This window comes from Leifsonia sp. Root1293, from assembly GCF_001425325.1.
Lineage (GTDB): Bacteria > Actinomycetota > Actinomycetes > Actinomycetales > Microbacteriaceae > Orlajensenia.
In genome coordinates this window covers 544,058-566,871 of record NZ_LMEH01000002.1, presented here as the reverse complement: position 1 = coordinate 566,871, position 22,814 = coordinate 544,058, and the positions used below count along the sequence as shown (strand labels likewise).

General features: G+C 68.4%; 19 protein-coding genes and 1 tRNA gene. 7 read left to right on the top strand and 13 right to left on the bottom strand.

The features are described from left to right. Positions 1–40: 40 nt before the first annotated feature. The 4 genes from ASC59_RS14480 to ASC59_RS14465 all read right to left on the bottom strand — a co-directional run bounded on the left by ASC59_RS14480 (position 41) and on the right by ASC59_RS14465 (position 6,103). A complete protein-coding gene (locus ASC59_RS14480; RefSeq protein ID WP_157488157.1) occupies positions 41–2,005 on the bottom strand; it encodes a glycoside hydrolase family 13 protein in 1,965 nt (654 codons plus the stop codon). Between the two features lie 136 nt (positions 2,006–2,141). Continuing rightward, positions 2,142–3,125, bottom strand: coding sequence for a sugar ABC transporter permease (locus tag ASC59_RS14475; protein ID WP_082513708.1), 984 nt, complete (start codon positions 3,123–3,125; stop codon positions 2,142–2,144). Then, positions 3,125–4,744: a maltose ABC transporter permease MalF gene (gene malF, locus ASC59_RS14470; protein ID WP_055824448.1), complete on the bottom strand. Its 1,620-nt coding sequence runs from the start codon at positions 4,742–4,744 to the stop codon at positions 3,125–3,127. Before malF ends, ASC59_RS14475 begins: the two co-directional genes overlap by 1 nt. A 123-nt stretch (positions 4,745–4,867) precedes the next feature. After that, complete coding sequence (locus ASC59_RS14465; protein ID WP_055824446.1) at positions 4,868–6,103, bottom strand: sugar ABC transporter substrate-binding protein; 1,236 nt, start codon at positions 6,101–6,103, stop codon at positions 4,868–4,870. Between the two features lie 231 nt (positions 6,104–6,334). Between ASC59_RS14465 and ASC59_RS14460 the strand changes: the two genes are divergently transcribed. After that, the gene (locus ASC59_RS14460) at positions 6,335–8,104 is read left to right on the top strand and encodes a glycoside hydrolase family 13 protein (protein ID WP_082513707.1); all 1,770 of its coding nucleotides are present in this window, start codon (positions 6,335–6,337) and stop codon (positions 8,102–8,104) included. 80 nt (positions 8,105–8,184) lie between these two features. Here the strand turns inward: ASC59_RS14460 and ASC59_RS14455 are convergent, their stop codons facing one another. The 4 genes from ASC59_RS14455 to ASC59_RS14440 all read right to left on the bottom strand — a co-directional run bounded on the left by ASC59_RS14455 (position 8,185) and on the right by ASC59_RS14440 (position 12,741). Continuing rightward, the gene (locus ASC59_RS14455) at positions 8,185–9,102 is read right to left on the bottom strand and encodes an endonuclease domain-containing protein (protein ID WP_055824444.1); all 918 of its coding nucleotides are present in this window, start codon (positions 9,100–9,102) and stop codon (positions 8,185–8,187) included. 193 nt (positions 9,103–9,295) lie between these two features. Continuing rightward, positions 9,296–10,672: a M23 family metallopeptidase gene (locus ASC59_RS14450; RefSeq protein ID WP_157488154.1), complete on the bottom strand. Its 1,377-nt coding sequence runs from the start codon at positions 10,670–10,672 to the stop codon at positions 9,296–9,298. A 227-nt stretch (positions 10,673–10,899) separates the two neighbouring features. After that, the gene (locus tag ASC59_RS14445; RefSeq protein ID WP_055824440.1) at positions 10,900–11,715 is read right to left on the bottom strand and encodes an inositol monophosphatase family protein; all 816 of its coding nucleotides are present in this window, start codon (positions 11,713–11,715) and stop codon (positions 10,900–10,902) included. A 168-nt stretch (positions 11,716–11,883) separates the two neighbouring features. Continuing rightward, on the bottom strand, positions 11,884–12,741 hold the full coding sequence (locus tag ASC59_RS14440) for an SDR family oxidoreductase (protein WP_055824438.1): 858 nt from the start codon (positions 12,739–12,741) through the stop codon (positions 11,884–11,886). A gap of 119 nt (positions 12,742–12,860) precedes the next feature. Here ASC59_RS14440 and ASC59_RS14435 point away from each other — a divergent pair, with 119 nt between their 5' ends. Further along, positions 12,861–13,247, top strand: coding sequence for a winged helix-turn-helix transcriptional regulator (locus tag ASC59_RS14435; protein WP_055824436.1), 387 nt, complete (start codon positions 12,861–12,863; stop codon positions 13,245–13,247). A 234-nt stretch (positions 13,248–13,481) separates the two neighbouring features. Here the strand turns inward: ASC59_RS14435 and ASC59_RS14430 are convergent. Next, positions 13,482–13,566 (bottom strand) — tRNA-Tyr (locus tag ASC59_RS14430). A gap of 200 nt (positions 13,567–13,766) precedes the next feature. On the opposite strand from ASC59_RS14430, the gene ASC59_RS14425 reads away from it, so the two are divergent. The 3 genes from ASC59_RS14425 (at position 13,767) to ASC59_RS14415 (ending at position 16,139) form a co-directional block, all read left to right on the top strand. Beyond that, complete coding sequence (locus ASC59_RS14425; protein WP_055824435.1) at positions 13,767–14,783, top strand: LacI family DNA-binding transcriptional regulator; 1,017 nt, start codon at positions 13,767–13,769, stop codon at positions 14,781–14,783. 125 nt (positions 14,784–14,908) lie between these two features. Then, positions 14,909–15,397 (top strand): YajQ family cyclic di-GMP-binding protein, encoded by a 489-nt coding sequence (locus tag ASC59_RS14420; RefSeq protein WP_055824433.1) that lies wholly within the window; start codon positions 14,909–14,911, stop codon positions 15,395–15,397. A 4-nt stretch (positions 15,398–15,401) separates the two neighbouring features. After that, entirely contained in the window at positions 15,402–16,139 is a 738-nt protein-coding gene (locus ASC59_RS14415; protein ID WP_082513706.1) for an NUDIX domain-containing protein, read from the top strand. A 140-nt stretch (positions 16,140–16,279) separates the two neighbouring features. Here ASC59_RS14415 and ASC59_RS14410 read toward each other — a convergent pair whose 3' ends face one another. After that, a complete protein-coding gene (locus tag ASC59_RS14410) occupies positions 16,280–17,278 on the bottom strand; it encodes an alpha/beta hydrolase (protein ID WP_055824431.1) in 999 nt (332 codons plus the stop codon). A gap of 133 nt (positions 17,279–17,411) precedes the next feature. On the opposite strand from ASC59_RS14410, the gene ASC59_RS14405 reads away from it, so the two are divergent. After that, positions 17,412–18,764 (top strand): transaminase, encoded by a 1,353-nt coding sequence (locus ASC59_RS14405; protein WP_055824429.1) that lies wholly within the window; start codon positions 17,412–17,414, stop codon positions 18,762–18,764. A 136-nt stretch (positions 18,765–18,900) separates the two neighbouring features. Here ASC59_RS14405 and ASC59_RS14400 read toward each other — a convergent pair whose 3' ends face one another. From ASC59_RS14400 to ASC59_RS14390, 3 genes are all read right to left on the bottom strand, one after another. Then, the gene (locus ASC59_RS14400) at positions 18,901–20,268 is read right to left on the bottom strand and encodes an FAD-dependent oxidoreductase (RefSeq protein ID WP_055824427.1); all 1,368 of its coding nucleotides are present in this window, start codon (positions 20,266–20,268) and stop codon (positions 18,901–18,903) included. A 15-nt stretch (positions 20,269–20,283) separates the two neighbouring features. Further along, a complete protein-coding gene (locus tag ASC59_RS14395; RefSeq protein WP_442915103.1) occupies positions 20,284–21,348 on the bottom strand; it encodes a polyprenyl synthetase family protein in 1,065 nt (354 codons plus the stop codon). Between the two features lie 289 nt (positions 21,349–21,637). Further along, positions 21,638–22,348 (bottom strand): class I SAM-dependent methyltransferase, encoded by a 711-nt coding sequence (locus ASC59_RS14390; protein ID WP_055824425.1) that lies wholly within the window; start codon positions 22,346–22,348, stop codon positions 21,638–21,640. Between the two features lie 124 nt (positions 22,349–22,472). On the opposite strand from ASC59_RS14390, the gene ASC59_RS14385 reads away from it, so the two are divergent. Beyond that, the gene (locus ASC59_RS14385) at positions 22,473–22,760 is read left to right on the top strand and encodes a DUF427 domain-containing protein (protein ID WP_055824423.1); all 288 of its coding nucleotides are present in this window, start codon (positions 22,473–22,475) and stop codon (positions 22,758–22,760) included. Positions 22,761–22,814 lie beyond the last annotated feature (54 nt).

Genomic DNA, 22,814 nt, shown 5'->3' with positions numbered 1-22,814 from the left:
CGCGGAGAGCGTCTCAGACCGCGGGCCACCCTCCGCGGTGCTACGCCGCCGTCACCGCCGACACTCCGGGCAGCACCCAGGCGGAGAACGACGGTCCGCTCCCCTGCAGGCGGATGCCGTCGACGGATGCCGCCAGATGGCCGGCGCCGAACGCCGACGTCGCGGCGTCCGCCCCGGCCAGAGCGGTCGGCGCGAGGGCCACGTCGTAGTCGGCGCGTGCGGCGACGCAGAGCACGGCCTCGGACGCCGACTCCCGCACGTAGACGAGAACGTCGTCGCCCACGTGCAGCCAGCGCATGCTGCCGGTCGAGAGCGCGAGGTGCGCGCGCCGCAGCCCGATCAGCGCCCCGTAGAGATCGATGCGTTCAGCCACCTCGACCTCGCCCGTCGTGCTCCACGGCATCGGCGTGCGAGACGCCTCGCCGTCTTCGCCCGTGAGGCCGAACTCGTCGCCGGCGAAGACGACCGGGATGCCCGGCAGCGTGACGGAGAGCCCCAGAGCCACCGGAGTGACGCCGGGCCGGGCCCAGGTGGCGAAACGCGGGGTGTCGTGGGTGTCGAGGGCGTTCATCGCGCCGAGCCTGGTGCGCCAGGGGAATCCGGCCGCGAACCTGGTGTGCGCCTCGACGAACTCCTGCCCGGTGAAGTCGGGCACCATCCCGAGCGCGAAGCCCAGGCCGCCGAACGCCGTGCTGCCGGGTACGAGCAGCCATGACCACAACGGCCGCGTGAAGTTCGCATAGGTCATGGCGCCGTGCCACGCGTCGCCCTGGAAGTCTCCCGCGGCGTCGTTGGTCGACTCCCCCAGAAGGATGGTGTCGGGGTTCACCTCGGTCATGGTGCGACGGATGATGCGACGCACCTCGGCGTTGTGGTCCTCGTCGAGGTAGCGGCCGGTCATGTTCGCCACGTCGATGCGCCAGCCGTCGAGGTTGAACGGCGGCCGCAGCCAGCGTGCCACGACGGACTCATCGCCCTCGATGAATCTGCGGCGCAGCGCCTCGGAGTTCCAGTTGAACTTGGGCAGGCTCGGCACGCCGAGCCACGAGACGTACTTCCGCCGGGGCAGGGCGGACGGGGCGGCATCCGTCACCGCGTAGCTGGCATCGACCGCGTCGGCTGCCGACGCCGACTCGTCGGGGGCGAGCTCGGCCTGCACGGCGTCGAGCCAGTAGTAGAACGCCGCCTCATCGGAATCCGCGTCTGCCAGGGCCGAGGTGAACCACTCGTGGCCGTCGCCGGAGTGGTTGGACGTGAGATCGCCGATCACACGGATGCCGCGTGCATGCGCAGCCTCGACGAGGCGCACCAGGGCCTCATCGCCACCCAACAGCTCGTCGACCTCCGCGAAGCTCCAGGCGTCGTAGCGGTGGTTGGAGCGTCCGGGGAAGACCGGGGTCAGGTAGAGCAGGTTGACGCCCAAGTTCACGAGGTGGTCGAGCTTCTCGCGCACGCCGTCGAGGTCGCCGCCGTAGAACTGCTGCGACCGGGCCGGAGGCTGGACGTCGACGGGGTCGTCCCATCCCGCGGCGATCGCCCAGTCCGGAGTCTGCCGCGAGTCCGCGGCATCCGAGCGGGCGAAGCGGTCGGGGAACACCTGGTACATCACGCTTTCGGCCGCCCAGTCCGGAGCGTCGGCTCCCGCCGCGATGCGGAAGTCCTCGCTGTCGAGGGTCTCGACCCGCGACAGCCCCCGGGCGTTCAGCCAGTGCTGGCGGCCGTCGGCTGTCACGATCAGCCAGCGGTAGTGGTGGACGGGGTTCTCGACCTCGATGCTCGCCTGCCACCAGTCCCAGCCGTCGGTGCTCGCCACGAGGGCGGCCTCGGCAAAACGCGGCTCGCGGTTGGGGTTCGACCTCACGTGCACGCTGGTGACCGCGCCGAAGTCCTGGGGAACCCGCATCCGCATCACCAGGTCCTGGCCGAGCGACGGATGCTGCTCCTCTATATACAGCGGAGAACCGTCGTGGTGGGGCAGGGAGGCGAGGGGCACGGCGTCATCCATTCATCGACGGTATCGCCCGGATGTTACGGGCAGGTGTGCTGGGCAGGCGAGCTGGGGGCGCGAATGCAGGACCAGGCCCGACCTGGCCGCAGATCGCGTCCGTGTCGAGGCTGGTCCTGCATTCGCCGGGCTGGGCCTACTTGACGGCGCCGGCCGTCAGGCCGCCGACGATGTAGCGCTGCAACAGCAGGAACAGCACGACGACAGGCACGGCCGCCATGATCGCCCCGGCCGAGAAGGCGCTCCAGTCGGCGTAGCGAGGGTTCGAGACCAGCTTCACGAGCCCGACGGCGAGGGTCTGCTTCTCGGGGTCGATGAGCACGACGCTCGCGATGACGTAGTCGCCGAAGGTGGCGATGAACGACAGCAGCGCGACGACAGCCAGGATCGGCGCGACCAACCGCAGGATGATCGTGAAGAAGATGCGGGCGTGGCCCGCTCCGTCGAGCTTGGCGGCCTCATCGATGGACGCCGGGATGGTGTTGAAGAACCCGTACATGAGGAAGGTGTTCACACCCAGCGCTCCGCCGAGGTACACCATGATCAGGCCGACGTGGGTGTTCAGGCCGATGGCCGGGAAGAGGTCGCCGATGGCGTTCAGCAGCAGGAAGATCGCGACGACGGCGAGCATCTGCGGGAACATCTGCACGACGACGATGGTGACCAGTCCGAAGCGACGGCCCGTGAACCGCATCCGCGAGAACGAGTAGGCGGCGAGGGCTCCGAGGAACACCGTCGCGACCGCCGTGATGCTGGCGATGATGAGCGTGTTCCAGTACCACGGCAGGTAGGGCACCTGCGGATCGGTCAGGATGCGGCCGTAGCTCTCGAGCCCGAACTTCGAGAACAGCGCGTTCGAACCGGTGAGCGTTCCCTTCGGGTTGAGGGATGCCGACAGCACGAAGACGAGCGGGAAGAGGGCGAAGACGCTCACGACAACGCCGACGACGTGGCGCCAGCCGGTGGCGCCGAACCAGCGGCCGAAGTTGAACGGGCGGCGCCTGTCGGCCGGCCCGCGCAGGTGTGGAGGAGACGGGTTCCTGGCTGCGTCGTCGGCCTCGAGGATCAGGGCCTCGGTGAGGCCGACGTTCGTGCCGGGCACTGCCTTCTGAGCGTTCATCAGTTGAGATCCTCCAGCGCCTTGGTCTTGCGGAAACTGACGATGGCGATGACCGCCACGATGATGAAGATGATGATCGCGAAGGCGCTGGCCAGGCCGTAGTCGCGGGTCTGGCCGGTGAAGGCCACCTTGTAGACCATCGAGATGAGGATGTCCGAGAAGCCGACGGGGATGGGCGCGTTCGCGTCGCGCGGCCCACCGTTGGTGAGCAGGTAGATCAGGTTGAAGTTGTTGAAGTTGAACGCGAACGACGCGATGAGCAGCGGCGTCAGCGTCACCAGCAGCAGCGGCAGCTTGATGAGCCTGAAGATGGCCCACGGCCTGGCGCCGTCGACGGTCGCGGCCTCGGTGATGTCCTCCGGAATCGCCTGCAGTGCACCGGTGCACACGAGGAACATGTACGGGAAGCCGAGCCACAGGTTCACGATCAGGATCGAGACCTTCGCCAGGGTCGGATCGGTGAGCCACGGTATCTCGGCCCCGCCGAAGATCACCTGGTTGATGAACCCGAAGGTCTCGTTCATCATGCCCGCCCAGACGAGGGCCGTGAGGAAGGCCGGGAAGGCGTAGGGCAGGATCATGATGACCCTGTAGTACTTGCGTCCCTTCATCCGCGCATCGTTGAAGACGATGGCGAGGAAGAGCCCGAGGAAGAAGGTCGTGGCCACCGACAGGATCGCGAACACGAACGTCCAGATCGTGACGTAGATGAGCGGACCACGGATGCGTTCGTCGGTGAAGGCGCGCACGAAGTTCTCGAAGCCCACGTTCACCTGCCAACCGGGCAGCAGCTCGGTGCCGTCCTCGGCCGTGAAGGCTCCGGTTCCGGTGTTCGAATACACGATGCCGGTCTCGGTGTCCGTCATCGTGTCAGCGGCCTCGTCGTACTCGAGCGACGAGGTGTAGAGGTAGGCCGAACGGCCGTCCTGGGTGCGCAGCGCACCGTCGTTCGGGTCGTCGGAGAAGGGCACGGAGAGTTCGGTGATCTCGTCGGTGCGGGCGATCACCTCGGCGAAGTTCAGGCTGGTGGCGTTGGGGATCGCGACCGCGAGGCCGCCCTCGACGGTCGCATCCGTCACCTCGTGCAACGGGGTCTCGTTGTTTCCGACGCTCACCGTGCCGTCGGGGTCGGTGACCAGCAGGCCGAGGGTGCCCGCCTCGTCGATGACCGTCACGCTGTAGGTGGGCGAGTCCGGCACGCGCACCAGCGCCGAGCTCATGAGCGAATCGATCGCCTGCTCCTGCGTGCCGTTGTGGCCGGTTCCGTAGTTGGTGAAGGCCACGTAGCCGGTGTAGACCAGCGTGAAGATCTGGAACACGACGAGGAACAGCACGCCGGGAGCCAGGTACTTGGCCGGCAGCTTGCGCGGCGAGAAGTAGATCCAGTTGAACAGCGCCGTCACGACGACGACGATCGCCGCGACCAGCCACTGTTCGTGGCCGACGAGCACGAACAGGGCGTACAGCGCGACCGCGTCGACGACACCGAGCAGCACGATCTTCAGCAGAAGTGCCTTCGTGCCGACGGATGCCGCCTCGGCGACCCTGGCCGCCCGCTTCTGGTTCCTCGTCGGCGGCGGGGTGGTGCCGGAGTCGACGTCCTCGGTGATGGTGCTCATGTACGTCCTCGTTCTCGTCGCCCGGAGTGTGCGGTCCCAGCTCCCGCTGAGTCTGCCCCACCCCGACGAACACCGAAACCCGGTGCGGATGCTCTGGCATCCGCACCGGGTCGATGGGTGGTGTTACTTGATGGCGGCCTGCACGTCGCTGGCCAGCTTCTGCCAGGTCGTCACCGGGTCGGCGCCGTTGATGATGCCGGCTTCGGCGATGCCCCAGTACTGCCAGACCGAGCCCATGGCCGGGATGGCCGGCATCGGAACGGCGTCCTGGCCGACGGTCTCGAAGCCCTTGATGATCGGGTCCTTAGAGGCGGTCTCAGCCGCGGCGGTGAGGGCGGGAAGCACGTTTCCGGCCTTGAACAGCTCGAGCTGCACGGCCTCGGTGCCGATGTAGTTGACGAGGAAGTCGGTCGCGGCGACCTTGTTCTTCGACTCGGCGCTCATGAAGAAGCCCTTCACACCGGCGAACGGCTGTGCAGCCTGGTCGGTGGGGCTGGGGATCGGGTCGATGGCGACGTTGATGCCGGCATCCGTCGCCGCGCCCACGTTCCACGGGCCCGTCAGCCAGAAGGCAGCCGTGCCGTCGAGGAATGCCTGCTTGGCGATGTCACCGTCGATGTCGGTGTTGAAGGCGCCGGTGCCGTTCTTGCCCTGGCTGCCGAGCCACGTGGCGAACTGCTCGCCGCCCGCGTTGCCGAGCTGCAGGTCGGTGGGGTCGTAGCCCTCGGCTCCGGAGCCGAAGACGGGAGCACCGAATGCAGTCTGGAACGGGTAGAGGTGGTACGGGTCGCCCTCTGCACCCTGCTGCACGACGAACGGCTGGGTGAGGCCGGCGGCCTTGCCCTTAGCGATCATGTCGTCGAAGCTCGTGGCGGCGTCGGGGACGAGGTCGGCGTTGCGCAGCATCGCGATGTTCTCGACGGCGTAGGGCAGGAGGTAGGTCGTGCCCTCGTAGGTCGATGCGTCGATGGCGACGGGGAGGTAGTCCCCTGCTGCATCGCCGAGCTCGAGCGGAGCGACGACACCGTTGGTCGAGAGCTCACCGAGCCAGTCGTGCGCGCCCATGACGATGTCGGGGCCCTTGCCGGTCGGAACCTGCTGGATGAAGTCGTCCTTGATGGTCGCCGTGTCCTTGCCGACGAGCTTCACGTCGATGCCGGTCTTCTCGCTGTAGTCCGCGGCGGCACCCTTCAGCGCGTCCACGCGCTCGGAGTCCACCCACACGGTCAGGGAGCCGGTGCTTGCACTGGACTTCGTGTCGTCGGAACCGCCGGTGCTGGCCGAGCAACCCGACAGAACCACGGCGGCCGTGAGCGCTACGGCTCCGAGCCCCACAAGACCCTTCTTCTTCACCATCATTGGTGTCGCCTCTCGTTTGAACGCTGATGTGGAGAGAGTTCCTTCACCCGCGGGAGGCGCGAAAGGTCGTTCTCTCGACTTGCCTGCAGAAATGCAAGCGATTACATGTATACCCGCTCGGGGCGCGTACGCCAAACTGCACAAGCAGAACCGATATGGGGTTGTTACCTCTGATACCTGCCCGAAACATGCAATCGCTTGCATTCCGTGGATTTCGCGTATGGTGTCGCCATGAACACTGAGAGCACCGTGCCCTCCGACGCGAGCCGCGCGGCCGCAGCCGGCGAGGCATCCGACGCCGAATCCACCGCCGCGAACGTGGCCTCGGAATGGTGGAGAACCGCCGTCATCTACCAGATCTACCCGCGTTCCTTCGCCGATGCGAACGGTGACGGCATGGGCGATCTGGCCGGCATCACGCACAGGCTTCCGGCGCTCGCCGACCTCGGTGTCGATGCGATCTGGCTCTCGCCGTTCTACACCTCGCCTCAGCGCGACGCCGGCTACGACGTCGCCGACTACTGCGACATCGACCCGCTGTTCGGAACCCTCGCCGACTTCGACGTGATGAAGGATGCTGCGCACGCCCTCGGCATCCGCGTCATCGTCGACCTCGTCCCCAACCACTCCTCGAGCGACCACGCCTGGTTCCAGGCTGCGCTCGCGGCGCCTGCCGGAAGCGTGGAGCGCGAGCACTACATGTTCCGCGAGGGCCGCGGCGAGAACGGGGAGCTGCCACCGAACAACTGGGAGTCTGTGTTCGGCGGCGCGGCCTGGACCCGCGTGACGGAGCCCGACGGAACGCCCGGCCAGTGGTACCTCCACCTCTTCGACTCCTCGCAGCCCGACCTCAACTGGGACGACCCCTGGGTGCGCGAGCAGTTCCGCGACGTGCTGCGCTTCTGGCTCGACCGCGGCGTCGACGGTTTCCGCGTCGATGTGGCGCACGGCATGGTCAAGAAGGCCGGCCTGCCCGACTACACGCCGGCCGAGGGCACGGGCAGCATGGGAGGCGGCACGGCCACGCTCGAACCGGCCATCAGCACCGAGTTGCCCGACCTGCCGCCGTACTGGGGACAGGACGGCGTGCACGACATCTACCGCGACTGGCGCAAGCTCCTCGACACCTACCCCGGCGAGCGCATCCTCGCAGCCGAGGCCTGGGTCGACCCGCTGGCGCGCATGGCCAACTGGGTGCGCCCTGACGAGATGCACCAGGCCTTCAACTTCGCCTACCTCGAGACGCCGTGGAACGCGGCAGCCCTGCGCTCGGTCATCGACGAGTCCCTCGAGGCCTTCGCCGCCGTGGGCGCGCCGTCGACGTGGGTGCTGTCAAACCACGACGTCGTGCGTCACGCCTCGCGCCTCGCGCTCACCGCCGAGAACCTGCAGGGCCACGGCATCGGCCCCAAGACCGTAGGCCTCCCCGACCCCGAGATCGGCCTGCGGCGGGCGCGCGCCGCGACGGCGCTCATGCTCGCGCTTCCCGGCTCGGCCTACCTGTACCAGGGCGAGGAGCTCGGCCTTCCCGAGGTCATCGACCTGCCCGACGACGCCCGCGAGGACCCGACCTGGTTCCGCACGAACGGCGAACGCTACGGGCGAGACGGATGCCGCGTGCCCATCCCATGGGAGACCGGCGGCCCGTCGTACGGCTTCGGCCCCTCCACGGCCTCGTGGCTGCCGCAGCCGGCCGTCTGGGCGCAGTTCGCCCGCGACCAGCAGGTGGGCGTCGAGGGATCGACGCTCGAGCTCTACAAGGCCGCCCTGCGTCTGCGCCGGGCGCACGGCCTGGCCTCGGGCACGCTCGTGTGGGGTGGTGCGGGCGCAGCGGACGCCGACCGTGCTGACGTGCTGGTCGTGACCAACGGATCCGTCACCGTCGTCGCCAACACCGGCACGTCGCCGGTGGAGCTGCCCGAGGGCGAGGTGCTGCTGAGCAGCGCGCCGCTCACCGGCCGCACCCTCCCCGCCGACACGACGGTCTGGCTCGCCGCCTAGCGACAGCGCCGAGCGCCGCGCCCAGCAACCTCAGTCATCACGTTTGCAGGATCAGGAGCAGGATGAGGCCCTTGGGGACCTCATCGGGGCGCTGATCCTGTATACGTGAAGGGCACGGGCGCGCTCGGCCGACGTCCTCCCCACAGGTGCTCGTCGCGCCGGACCAGCTCCAGGATCGCTGCGGCGACGTCGTCCCAGCGGGCCATGACCATCCGGTAGCTGATCCTCACCACCAGGTAGCCCTGCATCACGAGCTCGAGATCGCGGCGCCGATCCTCTTCGAACGCCGCACCGGTGTGGAACGCGCGCCCGTCGAGCTCGAGCACCAACCGGTCGCCTACCAGGATGTCGACCCTGCCTGCCGGCGCGATCCACACTTGCGTGCGGAAACGGATGCGGCGGGCTCTCAGGAGCAGCCGAGCGAGAGTCTCCAACCCGGACTGCGCCTTGCCGTCGACCCTGTCGACGAACTTCCGTCTGTCCGCGGGGATCAGGGTTCGAAGTTCACTCAGCTCAGCGACAGAGAGCAAGCCTTGGTTGAGTGCCGAGTCCGTGGCAACGACTGCGGCCCTGGCGTCGCCGCAGGAGTACATCTCCACCAGCGCGTCGAGCACGCCATCCATCGCGTGCTCGGTGCCCGGGCGGCGACTGTAGTGCACGCACACACGGTCATGAGCGGCGTCGAGCGGCATCCCTCGATCGGCAGGCGAACGCAGTCTGCTCGCAGTGGTCGGCACTCGGACGTGGAGCCGGTCATCATCGAGCGTCCACATTCCCTGCAGACGCGCGGCCGACGAGCCGGTGAGCGTGCCTCCCACGCGCACCGCCCGCACCACGTCGGTGGCGGCGGACGGCGACGCAAACCATCGCCCGCGCACCTGGATGATCTGTCCCGATCTGACGGCGGCGCGCACAGAGGAGCGCCCGACGCCGCGCGAGTCGAGGGTGCGATAGCTCGCGACCCCGCCCGAACGATCGAGGACCTCGGCGATGGACATGACGACAGCTTCCGGTGAAGCTACATCCGACGTCCGGCTCCCGGTGGCATCTGTGGAGTGCGCATTCGCTGGGACGATGTGTGGAGGACGCCTGACGGGCGCGTTTACAGGATCACGCCGCCGTTGAGCCCAAGGGAACAGGCATCATCCTCGGCATCCTGTAAACGCGAGGCGAAGGCGGAGGACGGGCGCGTCAGTTGACGTGCGCGTAGAGCCACTCGAGCGGATCGGTCCAAGGGCCGGTCTTGCCGCCCAGACGGATCTCGAAATGGAGGTGCGGACCCGTCGACATGCCCGTGTCGCCGGTCTTGCCGATGACGTCGCCCACCTTCACGGTGTCGCCCTCCTTGAAGAGCATCGAGCCGTGGATCATGTGGGCGTAGACGCTGGTGACGACCTGGCCGTCGATGACGTGGTCGATCATCATGTGAACGCCGAGCGAGCCGTCGCCGTCCTCGACGTAGCTGACGACGCCGTCGGCGATGGCCTGGATGGGTGCGCCGAGGCCGGGGTTGAAGTCCTGGCCGTGGTGGTCGCTCGAGCAGCCGGCGCAATCGCGGGCTCCGAACTGGTCGCCGATGTGCACGCCGACGCGGAACGGCCACTGCACGGTTCCGTTGGGGTCGTTGGTGAACGACGCCTCGAGACGGATGCCGCTCTCGGCCGCGACCTGCGCCACCGTTGAGGTGTCGTATCCGTCACGCTGCACGGCGTAGACGGAGACGTCGTCGCCGACTGTCACCGTCTGCGCGACGCCGCTGTCGGTTCCCGTGGCCGCGGCCACGGCTGCGGCCTGCACGTCATCCGCCGAGAGCAGTGCGTTGGCGGGGGTCGTGGTTGCGACGGCGAGGAGGGCGACGACGACGATCGCGAGGCTGGCCATCCCCTTCGCAGCGAGGTGCCGTGAGACGCGACGGCTCACGGAGGGCTGGGCGACGGGAGGAGTCGGGGCCTTCGGCGCTGAGGCGGCTTCGGGCAATGAACGCACCGGAGCGGCTCGGCGACCCCGCGACGGGGCGGTGACCTCGTCGGCCAGCGTGCTGCGGGCCTCGCGGCGGGACGACGGCTGGGGCGGCGCCGGAGGAAGATCGGCTGCAGGCAGGTCGACTCGAAGGGCTGCACGATCGCGTGCGGGCACCGAGGTGGCCGGGACGAGGGCCGGGAGGACAGCGGTCGACGGAGACGCTGACGCATCGTCGAAGGGCGCATCGTCGGAGACCGGCACGACGGGACCGGCGGAGGACGCGTCCGGTGCAGCGATCGGTGCAGCCTCGGGAGCCGCATCCGGAGCGACGCCCTCGGGGTTCAGAAGCGAGAAGAAGGCGTCATCGGCAGCACGCGAGACGGTCGGGACGTCTGCGGGAACCGGCAGCTCAGCCGCGGCCGCCTCGGCAGCGGCGCTCGGACGCTCATCCTCGACGGGCTGCGACGTGCCTGTGGAGTCTGACGCGGACGATGCCGCAGCCAGCTCGAGTGCACGCTCGCGCTCACGGATCTCGCGCCGGGTCAGACCTGCATCCGGGGACCCTCCTACGCCAGACGAGGCTGGTGTCAGGGGGTCATGAAGCAAGATGAATACCTTCGGCACAGGATGGAACGGACGCGCCACCGGTCAGGGGATACCGGTAACGGATTGGTAAAGGCTAACGAAGCCTCCCTGAAAACTCTATGTATATGAGTGGAATCACCCCCACAAGAGTCACAATCGATCATAACCACGATCCCGCGGCACCCCGTGTGCCGACCCTGCATGTTGAAGGCGCGCCCGCCCGTACGGCTGGGGAGGAACAGTGCAGGTCAGGCCGTGTATCCGGCCTCGATGAGCAGGTCCTCGAATGCGTCGTAAAGTCGGGGAGCCGCGGCTATCGTCATGGCCGAACTCTCGGCGGCCCCACCGACTCCGCCCACTCTGGCACCCGCTTCGCGAGCGATCAGGCCGCCGGCAGCGTGGTCCCAGGGATTCAGTCCGCGCTCGAAATGAACGTCGAGTCGCCCCGCCGCGAGGTAGCTCAGATCGAGGGCGGCCGAGCCGATGCGCCGGATGTCTCGCACCCGCGGCAGGATCGTGCGCAGAATCTCGGCCTGAACGCCACGCGTCTCCGACGAGTAGGAGAAGCCGGTCGCGACCAGTGCGTACGGCAGCTCGACGTCCTGGTTGACGGCGAGGCGCGCGTCACCGAGGAAGGCACCTCCGCCGGCGCTCGCGCGATAGGTCTCGCCCGCCGCCGGGCCGACCACCACGCCGGCGAGCGCGTTCCACGTCGCCGGGTCGGGGTCGCCCTCCACGACGGCGACACTCACAGCCCAGGCCGGAAGCCCGTAGAGGAAGTTGACAGTGCCGTCGATGGGGTCGACGACCCAGGTGAGGCCGCTCGATCCGCCAGACGCATCCGATTCCTCGCCGAAGAAGCCGTCGTTCGGTCTGGCGTCGGCGATGAGCGAGCGGATGAGCGCCTCGGTCTCGCGATCGGCCTGGGTCACGATGTCGGTCGGTCCGGACTTGGTCGCGGCGACGTCGACACCCTCGCGGCGGCGCTGCAACGCGAGGGCTCCGGCCCGGGTCGCGATGTCGTGGGCGAGGTCGAGAAGGTCGGAATTCGCGGCTGCGGTCATGATTGCAACGCTACTCCGGGGATGCTCGCGGCATAGGGGATGGCGGAGCGCGGATGCACAGGGCACCATTCGCGCAGCCGAGCTAGCAGCCGAGCACCGAGCACCGCGCGTCTGCCGGGTGACGGATGCCGCCGCGGCGAGGCGGCGGCATCCGTCACGCGTGGGCGATCAGCCGATCGAGGCGCGCAGACCCTCGACGAGCGGGGTCGTCGGGCGACCGATGAGGCGCGCCAGGTCGCCGCTCGTCTCGGCGAGCAGGCCGTCGCGGATGTTGCCGTCGAGTGCCACCACGAATCCCGCGGTGCCCTCGTCGAGCCCGGCGGCGGACAGCGCCGCGAGGTGCTCCTCCGGGCTCAGCGCCTGGTAGGTCACGGGGGTGCCGAGCAGCTCGGATGCCGCATCCGCGAGCTCGCTGAAGTTCCAGGCGACGTCGCCGCTCAGCTCGTAGACGGCGCCATCGTGACCGTCCGTCGTGAGCACGGCGGCCGCGGCGTCGGCGTAGTCGGCGCGGCTCGCGCTGGACACGCGGCCGTCGCCCACCGAGGCTGCGATGACGCCGCTGGTGCCGGCATCCGTCACGGTTCCGACGTAGTTCTCGGTGTACCAGCCGTTGCGGAGGATCGTGGTGCTGAGACCGGATGCCTGCAGCAGCTCCTCGGTCGCCTTGTGCTCCGGCGCGAGGACGAGCGGGGAGGTGGTGGCCTTCGGGGCGCTCGTGTAGACGATGCGGCCGACTCCGGCGGCCACGGCGGCATCGATGGCGTTGCGGTGCTGATCGACGCGCTGGCCGACCTCGCTGCCCGAGACGAGGAGCACGGCGTCGGCCCCGTCGAAAGCCGCGGCGAGGGAGGCGGCATCCGTGTAGTCGATGCGCGCTGTGCGGACTCCGCGCTCGGCGAGGTCGGCGAGCTTCTCGACCGATCGACCCCCGGCGACGATGGTGGCGGGTGCGACGCCGCGTGCGAGGAGCGATTCGACGGCGAGGCGTCCGAGGTGGCCGGTGGCTCCGGTGACGACGATGGTCATGGTGGGGTCCTTTCCCGAGGGATGAAGCGGGTGATGCGAACTGCGTACGTCGGTGCCAACGGCGTCCGCGTCGCAATGCTTCCCACTCCGCAGTACCCACTTTTTGGTAAGGTACCCACATGACGGTAAGTGATCTGGCCCTCGACGCCCTGCCCGGATTCAACGGCGGACGATTCCCGGCGGCCTGCAACAGCCGCACGGTGCTCGACCATGTGACGAGCAAGTGGGGAGTCCTCGTGCTGCTCACCCTGTCGGCAGGCAGCCTGCGCTGGGGCGCACTGCGGCGCACCATCGAGGGCATCAGCGAGAAGATGCTGGCCCAGACCCTGCGCACCCTGGAGGCCGACGGCTTCGTGCTGCGCGAGGCGCAGGCGGTCATCCCGCCGCGAGTGGACTACAGCCTCACCGAACGCGGCCGCGACCTGGCCGAGCGACTCATCCCCTTGATGGGATGGATCGCCGACAACGCCGACGACATCGTGGGCGACGGGGCGGCGCGCCGCTGAAGCTGGCGCTGGGGCTGAGGCAGCCGCTGCGCCGGTTCTCATCGGCATCCATCACCAACAAAAAAAGGACCCTGCGGGCCCTTTTCGTGTTGGTGGCGCGTGAGGGATTCGTCCCCACCGCTCGGCCGTCACGTCGCTTCGCGCCGCGCCGGAACCGGCGGCGTGGGCCCACCCGGGGGTTCTCATCGGCATCCATCACCAACAAAAAAAGGACCCTGCGGGCCCTTTTCGTGTTGGTGGCGAGTGAGGGATTCGAACCCCCGAATGCTGAGCAGTCTGATTTACAGTCAGATCCCTTTGGCCGCTTGGGTAACTCGCCGAAGCGCACCCGACCACATGCAACCACATGACCGAAGACGCGTGATAAGGATACTCGGCAGATCGCCAGTCGTGAAATCGACGGATGCACCGGGCCGGAGTGCCCCCAGACCGGGCCACGGCGCGGTGCGGCGGCCCGCGCACGCCGGGCCTGCCGCGCGCCGATAGTATTCACGGGCAGACGAATCGAAGGGCACGTTCATGGCCGGCATCGAAGAGGTCGCCCGGCTGGCCGGGGTCTCGACAGCCACCGTCTCGCGCGCCCTCAGCGGCAACACCCACGTCTCCCCCGCCACCCGGCTGAAGGTGGAGGCCGCTGCGCTCGAGCTCGACTACGTGGTGTCCTCCAACGCCTCGAGCCTCGCCTCAGGTCGCACCCGCAACATCGGCGTCGTCGTGCCGTTCCTGAACCGCTGGTTCTTCTCCTCTGTGCTCGAGGGCGCCCAGCAGTCGCTGCTGCGCCACGGCTACGACCTCACGCTCTACAACCTGTCGGGAGACGGCGACGAGCGTCACAGCGTGTTCGAGCACTTCCTGCTGCGCCAGCGGGTCGATGCCGTGATCGCCATCTCGCTCGAACTGACCGAGAGCGAGGTCACGCGACTGCACGCCCTGCGGAAGCCCCTCGTGGGCGTCGGCGGCCCCATCCCGGGCGTGCGCACCCTCACCGTCGACGACACAGCAGTCGCACGCCTGGCGACCGAGCACCTCATCGGCCTCGGCCACACGCGCATCGCCCACATCGGCGGCACCCTCGAGTTCGACCTCGACTTCCACCTGCCCACGAACCGACGACTCGGCTACGAGCACGCGCTGACGGATGCCGGGGTCGAGATCGACCCGTCGCTGTTCGCTCCTGCCGACTTCACCATCAAGGGCGGCTACCACGCCGCCAAGCAGCTGCTCGGAGTTCCCCACCATCGGCCCACGGCCATCTTCGCCGCATCGGACGAGATGGCGATGGGCTCACTGCTCGCCGCCCGCGACCTCGGCCTCGTCGTTCCGCGCGACGTCTCCATCGTCGGAATCGACGACCACGACCTGTCGGACTTCTTCGGCCTGACCACCGTGGCGCAGTTCCCTCGCGGCCAGGGCGAGAAGGCGGCCGAGATGCTCATGGAGGAGCTGGCGCCGTCGCCGCTCGCCGAGCTGCCGGCGACGACGCCGCTGCCGTTCGAGTTGAAGGTGCGCTCGAGTACGGCTCGTCCGCCGGCGTGACGTTGATCGAGTAGCGCCGCCGCAGCCGACGCGTATCGAGATCGCAGTCGGCCTGATCTCGATACGTGGCCGACTTCGTCGGTCACTACTCGATCGGCGGGAGCAGGGATCGATAGGCTGGCACCATGGCTGATTCCACGTTTGACATCGTTTCCAAGGTCGACAAGATGGAGGCGGAGAACGCCGTCAACCAGGCGCGCAAAGAGGTCGAGCAGCGCTACGACTTCAAGCACGTCGGCGCCTCGGTCGAATGGAGCGGCGAGAAGATCCTGCTGAAGGCCGCCACCGACGAGCGCGTCAAGGCCGTGCTCGAGGTCGTCGAGTCGAAGTTCATCAAGCGCGGCATCACGCTGCGCTCGCTCGACACCGGTGAGCCGTATCCGTCGGGCAAGGAGTTCCGCATCGAGATCGAGCTCAAGAACGGCATCGACAGCGAGAACGCCAAGAAGGTCTCCAAGATCATCCGCGACGAGGCTCCCAAGAGCGTGAAGAGCCAGATCCAGGGTGACGAGCTGCGCGTCTCGTCGAAGAGCCGCGACGACCTCCAGGCCACGATGGCCCTGCTCAAGGGCAAGGACCTCGACGTCGCCCTGCAGTTCGTCAACTTCCGCTGACCCGATGACGGATGCGGCAGCCGGCCGAGACGCCGGCATGCCCGACGCCGCCCATTCCGACGCGCATCAGCCCGGCGCGCGCAGGACTGGACACCCGGGCGTCGACGTGCCCGACCGCCGTGGACGCATCGGGCTCGACAGGGTCGGCCTCGACCTCACCGGCAACCCGCGCGTGCGTGTGCGCGACGTGCGCCTGCTCACCTCCAACTGGTACGTCACCCGGGTCACAACCTTCGACTTCCAGCGCGGCGACGGCACCTGGACGACCCAGGAGCGCGAGACCTACGACCGCGGCGACGGCGCCTGCATCCTCCTCTACGACCCCGAGACGCGCAGCGTGCTGCTGACCAGCCAGTTCCGGTACCCGGCGTACGTCAACGGTCATCCGACCGGCGACCTCATCGAGGTCGTCGGCGGCCTGCTCGACGACGACGACGCCGAGACCGCGATCCGCCGCGAGGCCGAGGAGGAGAGCGGCGTGCGCGTGGGAGCCGTCGAGCACGTCTTCGACGTCTACATGAGCCCCGGCTCGGTCACCGAGAAGCTGCACTTCTATGCGGCTCCCTACGATGCGACCCGCACGGCCGGCGGCGGTCTCGCCGACGAGGGCGAGGACATCACCGTGCTCGAGGTGCCGTTCGACGAGGCGCTGGCACGCATCGGCGATGACATCATCGACGCCAAGACCATCATGCTGCTGCAGTGGGCGGCGCTCAGGGGCCCGTTCGCGCCGTCCGCCTGACCTGCAGCCCGGTCGGCGCCTTCCGCCATCCTCCCCCCTGCCACGCCATTCCGCGGCGGTCTGCGCCAACAGAACTGGCGCACATCACCGGGAAATGGCGCACCAGCATCCGGGCGGCGTGCCGGGGTGCCGAGGGCGCATCACTCCGGCGCGTAGCCGCTCAGCCAGCGGGTGATCGCGGCGGCCGCGGCCTCACGGGCCGGCGGCGCCGAGAGGAACACGTCGTGCAGGGCACCCGGGACGCGCGCCACGGTCACGGTGCCGCCCAACTTGAGCGAGCGGGAGGCGATGTCGTCCACCACCAGCACCGAGTCGCTGGCGCGCATGGCGGCGGACCAACGGGCGGCGATGGTGGAGCGATCCGACATCATCGAGAGCACGGGCGCCTGGATGTCGAGTCCGGCGGCGACGCGGGCCTGCCCCGAGAAGATGGCGCTCAGCCAGGCTGGGTGCACGGGGAAACCGCGGACCGGGCGCCAGACGTCGTCGTAGTCCCACTCCCCCTCGCCGGCCGCCTTCGAGACCGCACGCGTGTAGAAGCCCAGGTCGACGTTGGGCAGTTGAGCGAGAGGATGCAGCCGCGCCTCGGCGCGGGTGAGCGGCGTGATGGCCTGCCGTCCGAGCGCGCTCGCCTGGAACTCGAGCCAGGCACTGTTGAGCACCACTCCGCGGGTGCGATGCGGATGCCGCGCTGCCCAGAGGCTCAGCGTGAGACCTCCCGTCGAGTGGCCCATGAGCACGAGGGACCGCCCGCCGAGGTCGTCGGTGCGCGAGTGGCCCATCACGGCCAGCGCCGCCTCGATGTCCTCGTCATAGGTGCTCAGATCGGTGACGAATCCGGGCGTCTGGTGCGGTCGCAGGCTGCGGCCGTACTTGCGCAGGTCGAGGGCGAAGAAGCGTGCACCGTTCTCATGCCAGTAGTCGGCGAGGTGGGTCTGGAAGAAGTAGTCCGACCAGCCGTGCACGTAGAGCACGTCGATGCCGTGAGCCGGGCCACGACCGGGCAGCTCGAGAGGCAGTCCGCGGCGGCGGACAAGGGTGGCGACCACCTCTCCCTCGGAGTCGTCGGCGAGGGGCAGCGTGAGCTGCTCGAACCCGCGACCCAGCACATCCGGCTGCCATCCGTGCGATCTGACCACCCCCTCACTCTAGGAGGGCACCCACTCCGGAAGGGGGCAGAACCTCTCCTCAGCACAGGCACTCGATGGGTGCAGCCTCCCCGGGGTGCCGTGCCCGCGCCAGTAGAGTTCCCTCACGAGCGAAGGAGCACGCATGATCGACCGCGCCCGACTGGCGACCCTGACCGAACGCGAAGCGGCGGTCTTCGCCGAGCGCAACCCGAAGTCGGCCGCCGCCTACGCTGAAGCCGGGCATCTCTTCGGCCGTGTTCCGATGACGTGGATGAACAAGAAGGCCGGCGCCTTCCCCCTCTACGTCGAGAGCGCTCGCGGCAATCGGGTGATCGACCTCGACGGCAACGAGTACCTCGACTTCGCCCTCGGTGACACGGGAGCCATGGCTGGACACTCCCCTGCGCCCGTCGTCGACGCCATCGGCCGGCGCATCTACGAGCAGGGCGGCATGACCATGATGATGCCGACGACGGATGCCGAGTGGGTGGGCGCCGAGCTCTCCCGTCGCTTCGGCATGGACGCCTGGAGCTTCGCTCTCACGGCGACGGATGCCAACCGCTGGGCCATCCGCCTCGTGCGGGCCATCACGGGCCGCTCCAAGATCCTGTTCCACTCGTACTGCTACCACGGCAGTGTCGATGAGTCCCTGATCGTGGTCGGACCGGACGGCAAGGGCATGGACCGCCGGGGCAACGTCGGGGCTCCGGTGAAGGTCACGAAGACGAGCCGCGTCGCGGAGTTCAACGACATCGACGGCCTGGCCGAGCAGTTGGCCCACGGCGATGTGGCCGCAGTGCTCATCGAGCCGGCACTCACCAACATCGGCATCGTGCTGCCCGAGCCCGGCTACCACGAGGCCGTGCGCCGCCTGACACGGGAGCACGGCGCCCTGCTCATCATCGACGAGACCCACACCTTCTCGGCCGGACCGGGTGGCGCGACGCAGGCGTGGGCGCTCGAGCCCGACGTCGTGGTCATCGGCAAGGCCATCGGCGGCGGCATCCCCAGCGGCGCATACGGCCTCTCAGCGCACCTGGCCGAGCGCATCCTGAACCGCACCGACCTCGACATCGTCGACATGGGCGGCGTCGGCGGCACCCTGGCCGGATCCCCTCTCTCTGTGGCCGCCATGCGCGCCACTCTCGAGCAGGTGCTGACGGATGCCGCCTTCGAGGGCATGATCGCCACCGCGACGGCCTTCACCGACGGCGTGCGCGAGATCATCGCCGAGTTCGACCTGCCGTGGTCCATCAACCAGCTGGGGGCGCGGGCCGAGTACCGTTTCGCGACACCGTATCCGACGAATGGAACGGATGCCGCGGCCGCAGCCGATCCCGAACTCGAGGACTACCTGCACCTGGCACTGGCGAACCGCGGCATCCTGCTCACGCCGTTCCACAACATGGCGCTGATGTGCCCGACCACGACGCTCGACGACGTGGCGGCGCATCACGCGGCTCTGCGCGAGGTCGTGCGTCCGCTGATCGAGTAGCGAGCGACGCAGTCGCACGCGTATCGAGATCATTCGCCGTGCGCAGGGTCGGTTTCGATACGCGTCCTCGCTGCGCTCAGGCGCTACTCAACCAACGGCCGAGCGGCGACCACGGGCGAACGCGAACGGAAGCGGATCAGCCGCGCGAGATCTGCACCATCTCGTCACGCGGGACGACCTTGATGCGCACCCGACCCTCGGCCTCACCGAGTGCCTTCTCGTGCTCATCGAGATTGTGCCAGCCGTCGAGGTCGGTGTAGGCGATGCCGCGCTCGTCGAGCAATGCGACGATCGACTCCTCCGACGGCGACTCGGGGCTCCACCAGTTGCCCAGGTCGTTGATCAGGTGCTTGATCGTCTCCATCGCATCCGACTTGGTGTGGCCGATGAGTCCGACGGGCCCGCGCTTGATCCAGCCTGTGGCGTAGACACCGTACATCTGGCGTGATTGGCCGGTCTCGTGATCCTTCACGAGCACCTGTCCCTCGTGGTTGGGGATCACGCCGCGCTTCTTGTCGAACGGAACCCCGGGCAGCGGAGAGCCGAAGTAGCCGACAGCGCGGTAGAGGGCCTGGATGGGGAGCTCGCGGATCTCGCCGGTGCCGACCACGCCGCCCTCGCCATCCGGTGCCGTGCGCTCGAAGCGGATGGCGCCGACCCGGCCGGTACCGTCGTCGACGAGCTCGAGGGGCTTGGCGAAGAAGTGCAGGTGCAACCGGCGCGATGCCTGGCCGACCTCGCGCTGGCGCCACTGCTGCAGGGTCTTGTCGATCACGAAGACCTGCTTGTTGCCGCTGACGGCCGCTCGCGCCGCGTCGTCGTAGTCGAAGTCCTCGTCGTGCACGATCATGTCGACATCGCGCAGTTCGCCCAGTTCACGCAGTTCGAGAGGAGTGAACTTCACGGATGTCGGCCCACGACGGCCGAACACGTGCACGTCGGTGACCGGCGACGCCGCCAGGCCCGCCCGCACGTTCTCGGGGATCTCGGTGGGCATCAGGTCTTCGACGTGCTTCGCCAGCATGCGGGCGACGTCGAGGGCCACGTTCCCGTTGCCGATGACGGCCACCGACTGGGCGTCGAGAGGCCACTCCCGCGGATAGTCGGGGTGGCCGTCGAACCAGCTGACGAACTCGGCCGCGCCGTACGAGCCTTCGAGCTCGATCCCGGGGATCGCCAGACCGGCGTCGCGCACGGCGCCGGTGGCGAAGATGACGGCGTTGTAGTGCTTCTTGAGGTCGTCGAGGGTGATGTCCTCGCCGAACCTCACGTTTCCGAAGATGCGGATGTCGCCACGGTCGAGCACCTCGCGCAGGGCGTTGATGATGCCCTTGATCCGCGGGTGGTCGGGGGCGACGCCGTAGCGCACGAGCCCGTAGGGCGCGGGCAGGTGATCGAACAGGTCGATCGAGACGTCGAAGTTCCGTTCTGCTTTGAGCAGGATGTCGGCTGCGTAGATTCCGGCAGGGCCGGCGCCGACGATGGCGAGGCGGAGCTTGGTCATCGTGAGGTGACGTTCCTAACTGCTGCGTTCGACGATCGTGTCGGCGAAACGGATGAGCGCTTTCTTGACGGGGCCATTGGGCAGGGTGTCGAGACCGGCGACGGCCTCGCGCGCCCAGCGGTGGGCTTCGGCGAGGGTGGCCGCTGTCGCGGGGTGCTCGCGCAGCTCGGCGACGAGAGCATCGGCGGCAGTCTCGTCGACGTCGAGCAGGCCGATGACGCCGGCCTCGAGGCGGAGGAGGAGGTCGGCGGATGCGGCATCCGTCACCGCCGCCTCTCGCAGCCGGAGCAGCGGCAGCGTCACGACGCCGGCGCGCAGGTCGGTTCCGGGAACCTTGCCGGTCTCCTCGGGCTGGGGCGAGAGGTCGATGACGTCGTCGATCAGCTGGAAGGCGATGCCGATGCGTTCGCCGTACTCGATGATGGGCTGCTCGTACTCGGTCGCCGCGTTCGAGAAGATGACGCCGGACTGCGCAGCCAGCGCGATGAGCGAACCGGTCTTGTCGGCGAGCACCCGGATGTAGTGGGTGACCGGATCCTCGCCCTCGGCCGGGCCGACGGTCTCGTGCAGCTGGCCGAGCACCAGGCGTTCGAAGGTCGTGGCCTGCAGGCGGATGGCGCCTTCACCGAGGCCGGCCATGAGCTGGCTGGCGCGCGCGAACAACAGGTCCCCGGCGAGGATCGCCACGGAGTTGCCCCACACCGTCTGGGCGCTCGGCACTCCACGGCGCTTGTCGGAGTCGTCCATCACGTCGTCGTGGTACAGCGAGGCGAGGTGGGTGATCTCGATCGCGGTGGCGGCCGTGATCACGTCACGGGTGATGCCGTCGCCGAGATGAGCCGTGAGCAGGGTGAGCATGGGGCGTACACGCTTGCCACCGGCGTTCAGCAGGTAGCGCGTCGTGACGTCGGCGATCTCGTCCGCGAATGCGACCTGCTCGCGAAGCCGTTCCTCGATCTCGTCGAGTCCGGCCTCGAGGGACCGGAAGAAGTCGCGGTCTGCTGGGGTGGCGCGCAGTCTGTCGCTCAGGCCCAACTGTGAGGCAAGCGCACTGCCGCGGCGCACGCTACGGGAAATCACCCCCTCAGCCTACCGAGTGCGGCTGAGCGTTCGCGCCGTGCCGCCGCGGAGCTCGCCAGCACACCCGCTGGTCGAGCAGCGCCCGAGCACCCACCCGCACACCCGCTGGTTGAGTAGCGCCCGAGCGCAGCGAGGTCGCGTATCGAAACCAGCCTGGCGCGCACGACGGTGTGATCTCGATACGCGTGCTCCTGCGTCGCGCGCTACTCGATCAGCGGGGCTCCTGCTCCTCCGTCACTCGCTACTCGATCCGCGCGCTACTCGATCAGCGGCGCCGCGCGCCACTCGATCAGCGATCGAGGGGCTTCGTCCCGCGGTGGAGGGCGACCACCCCGGCCGTGAGATTGCGGTGGGCGACATCCGTGTAGCCGGCGGCGCGCAGCCAACTGCTGAGCGTCGGCTGGTCGGGCCAGTCGTTGATCGACTCGTTCAGGTAGTCGTAGGCCGAGTCGTTCGAACTGGACAGCTTCACCAGCGGCGGCATCACGTAGCGCTGGTAGACGCCGTAGCCGAGGCGTACGACGCCGAGCGGCGGGGTGGAGAACTCGCAGATCACGAGGCGCCCGCCCGGCTTGGTCACCCGGAAGAACTCGGCCAGCGCCTTCTGCGGCTCGACCACGTTGCGCAGGCCGAAGGAGATGGTGACGGCGTCGAACGAGGCGTCGTCGAACGGCAGCTGGGTCGCATCGGCCTCGACGAAGACGATGTTGGTCGCCCCGGCCTGCCTGCGGCGCCCGACCTCGATCATGCCCGGCGAGAAGTCGGCTGCGGTCACCCAGGCGCCGCTGGCGGCGAGTGATGCGCTCGAAGTGCCGGTTCCCGCTGCGACGTCGAGCACGGATTCGCCGCGCACAGGAGCGACGGCCCGAGTGGTGGCCCGGCGCCAGAGCGCCGCGTTGCCCATCGACAGCACGGTGTTGGTGCGGTCGTAGCTCGCTGCGACGTCATCGAACATGGCGGAGACCTGCTCGGGCTGCTTGCGGAGATCTGCGCGCGTCATGCTCCGAGTTTAGGCGGCGCACGATCCGTTCCGCCTCGCGCTGCGAACACCCTGAGAGCGGGAACAGGATGCGTCTGCATACGGTTGTCGCTGGTGACCCAACACGACGACGAAAGGCATTCTCATGAAGAAGGCGATCTGGAACGGCGCGGTTCTCGCGGAGTCCGACAAGACCATCGAAGTCGAGGGGAACCAGTACTTCCCGGCTGAAGCGCTCGACCCGCAGTACTTCAGCTCGAGCGAGCGCCACACGGTGTGCTCCTGGAAGGGAACGGCCAGCTACTTCCACGTGACCGTCGACGGCGCGCACAACGCCGATGCCGCCTGGACCTACCCGACGCCGCTCCCCGCAGCCGAGAACATCACCGACTACGTGGCCTTCTGGCGTGGTGTCGAGGTCGTCGACGCGTGACTTCGCAATCGCTCGCCGAGAGCCGAGCGAAGCGACCGCTCGAAGCGCGCGCAG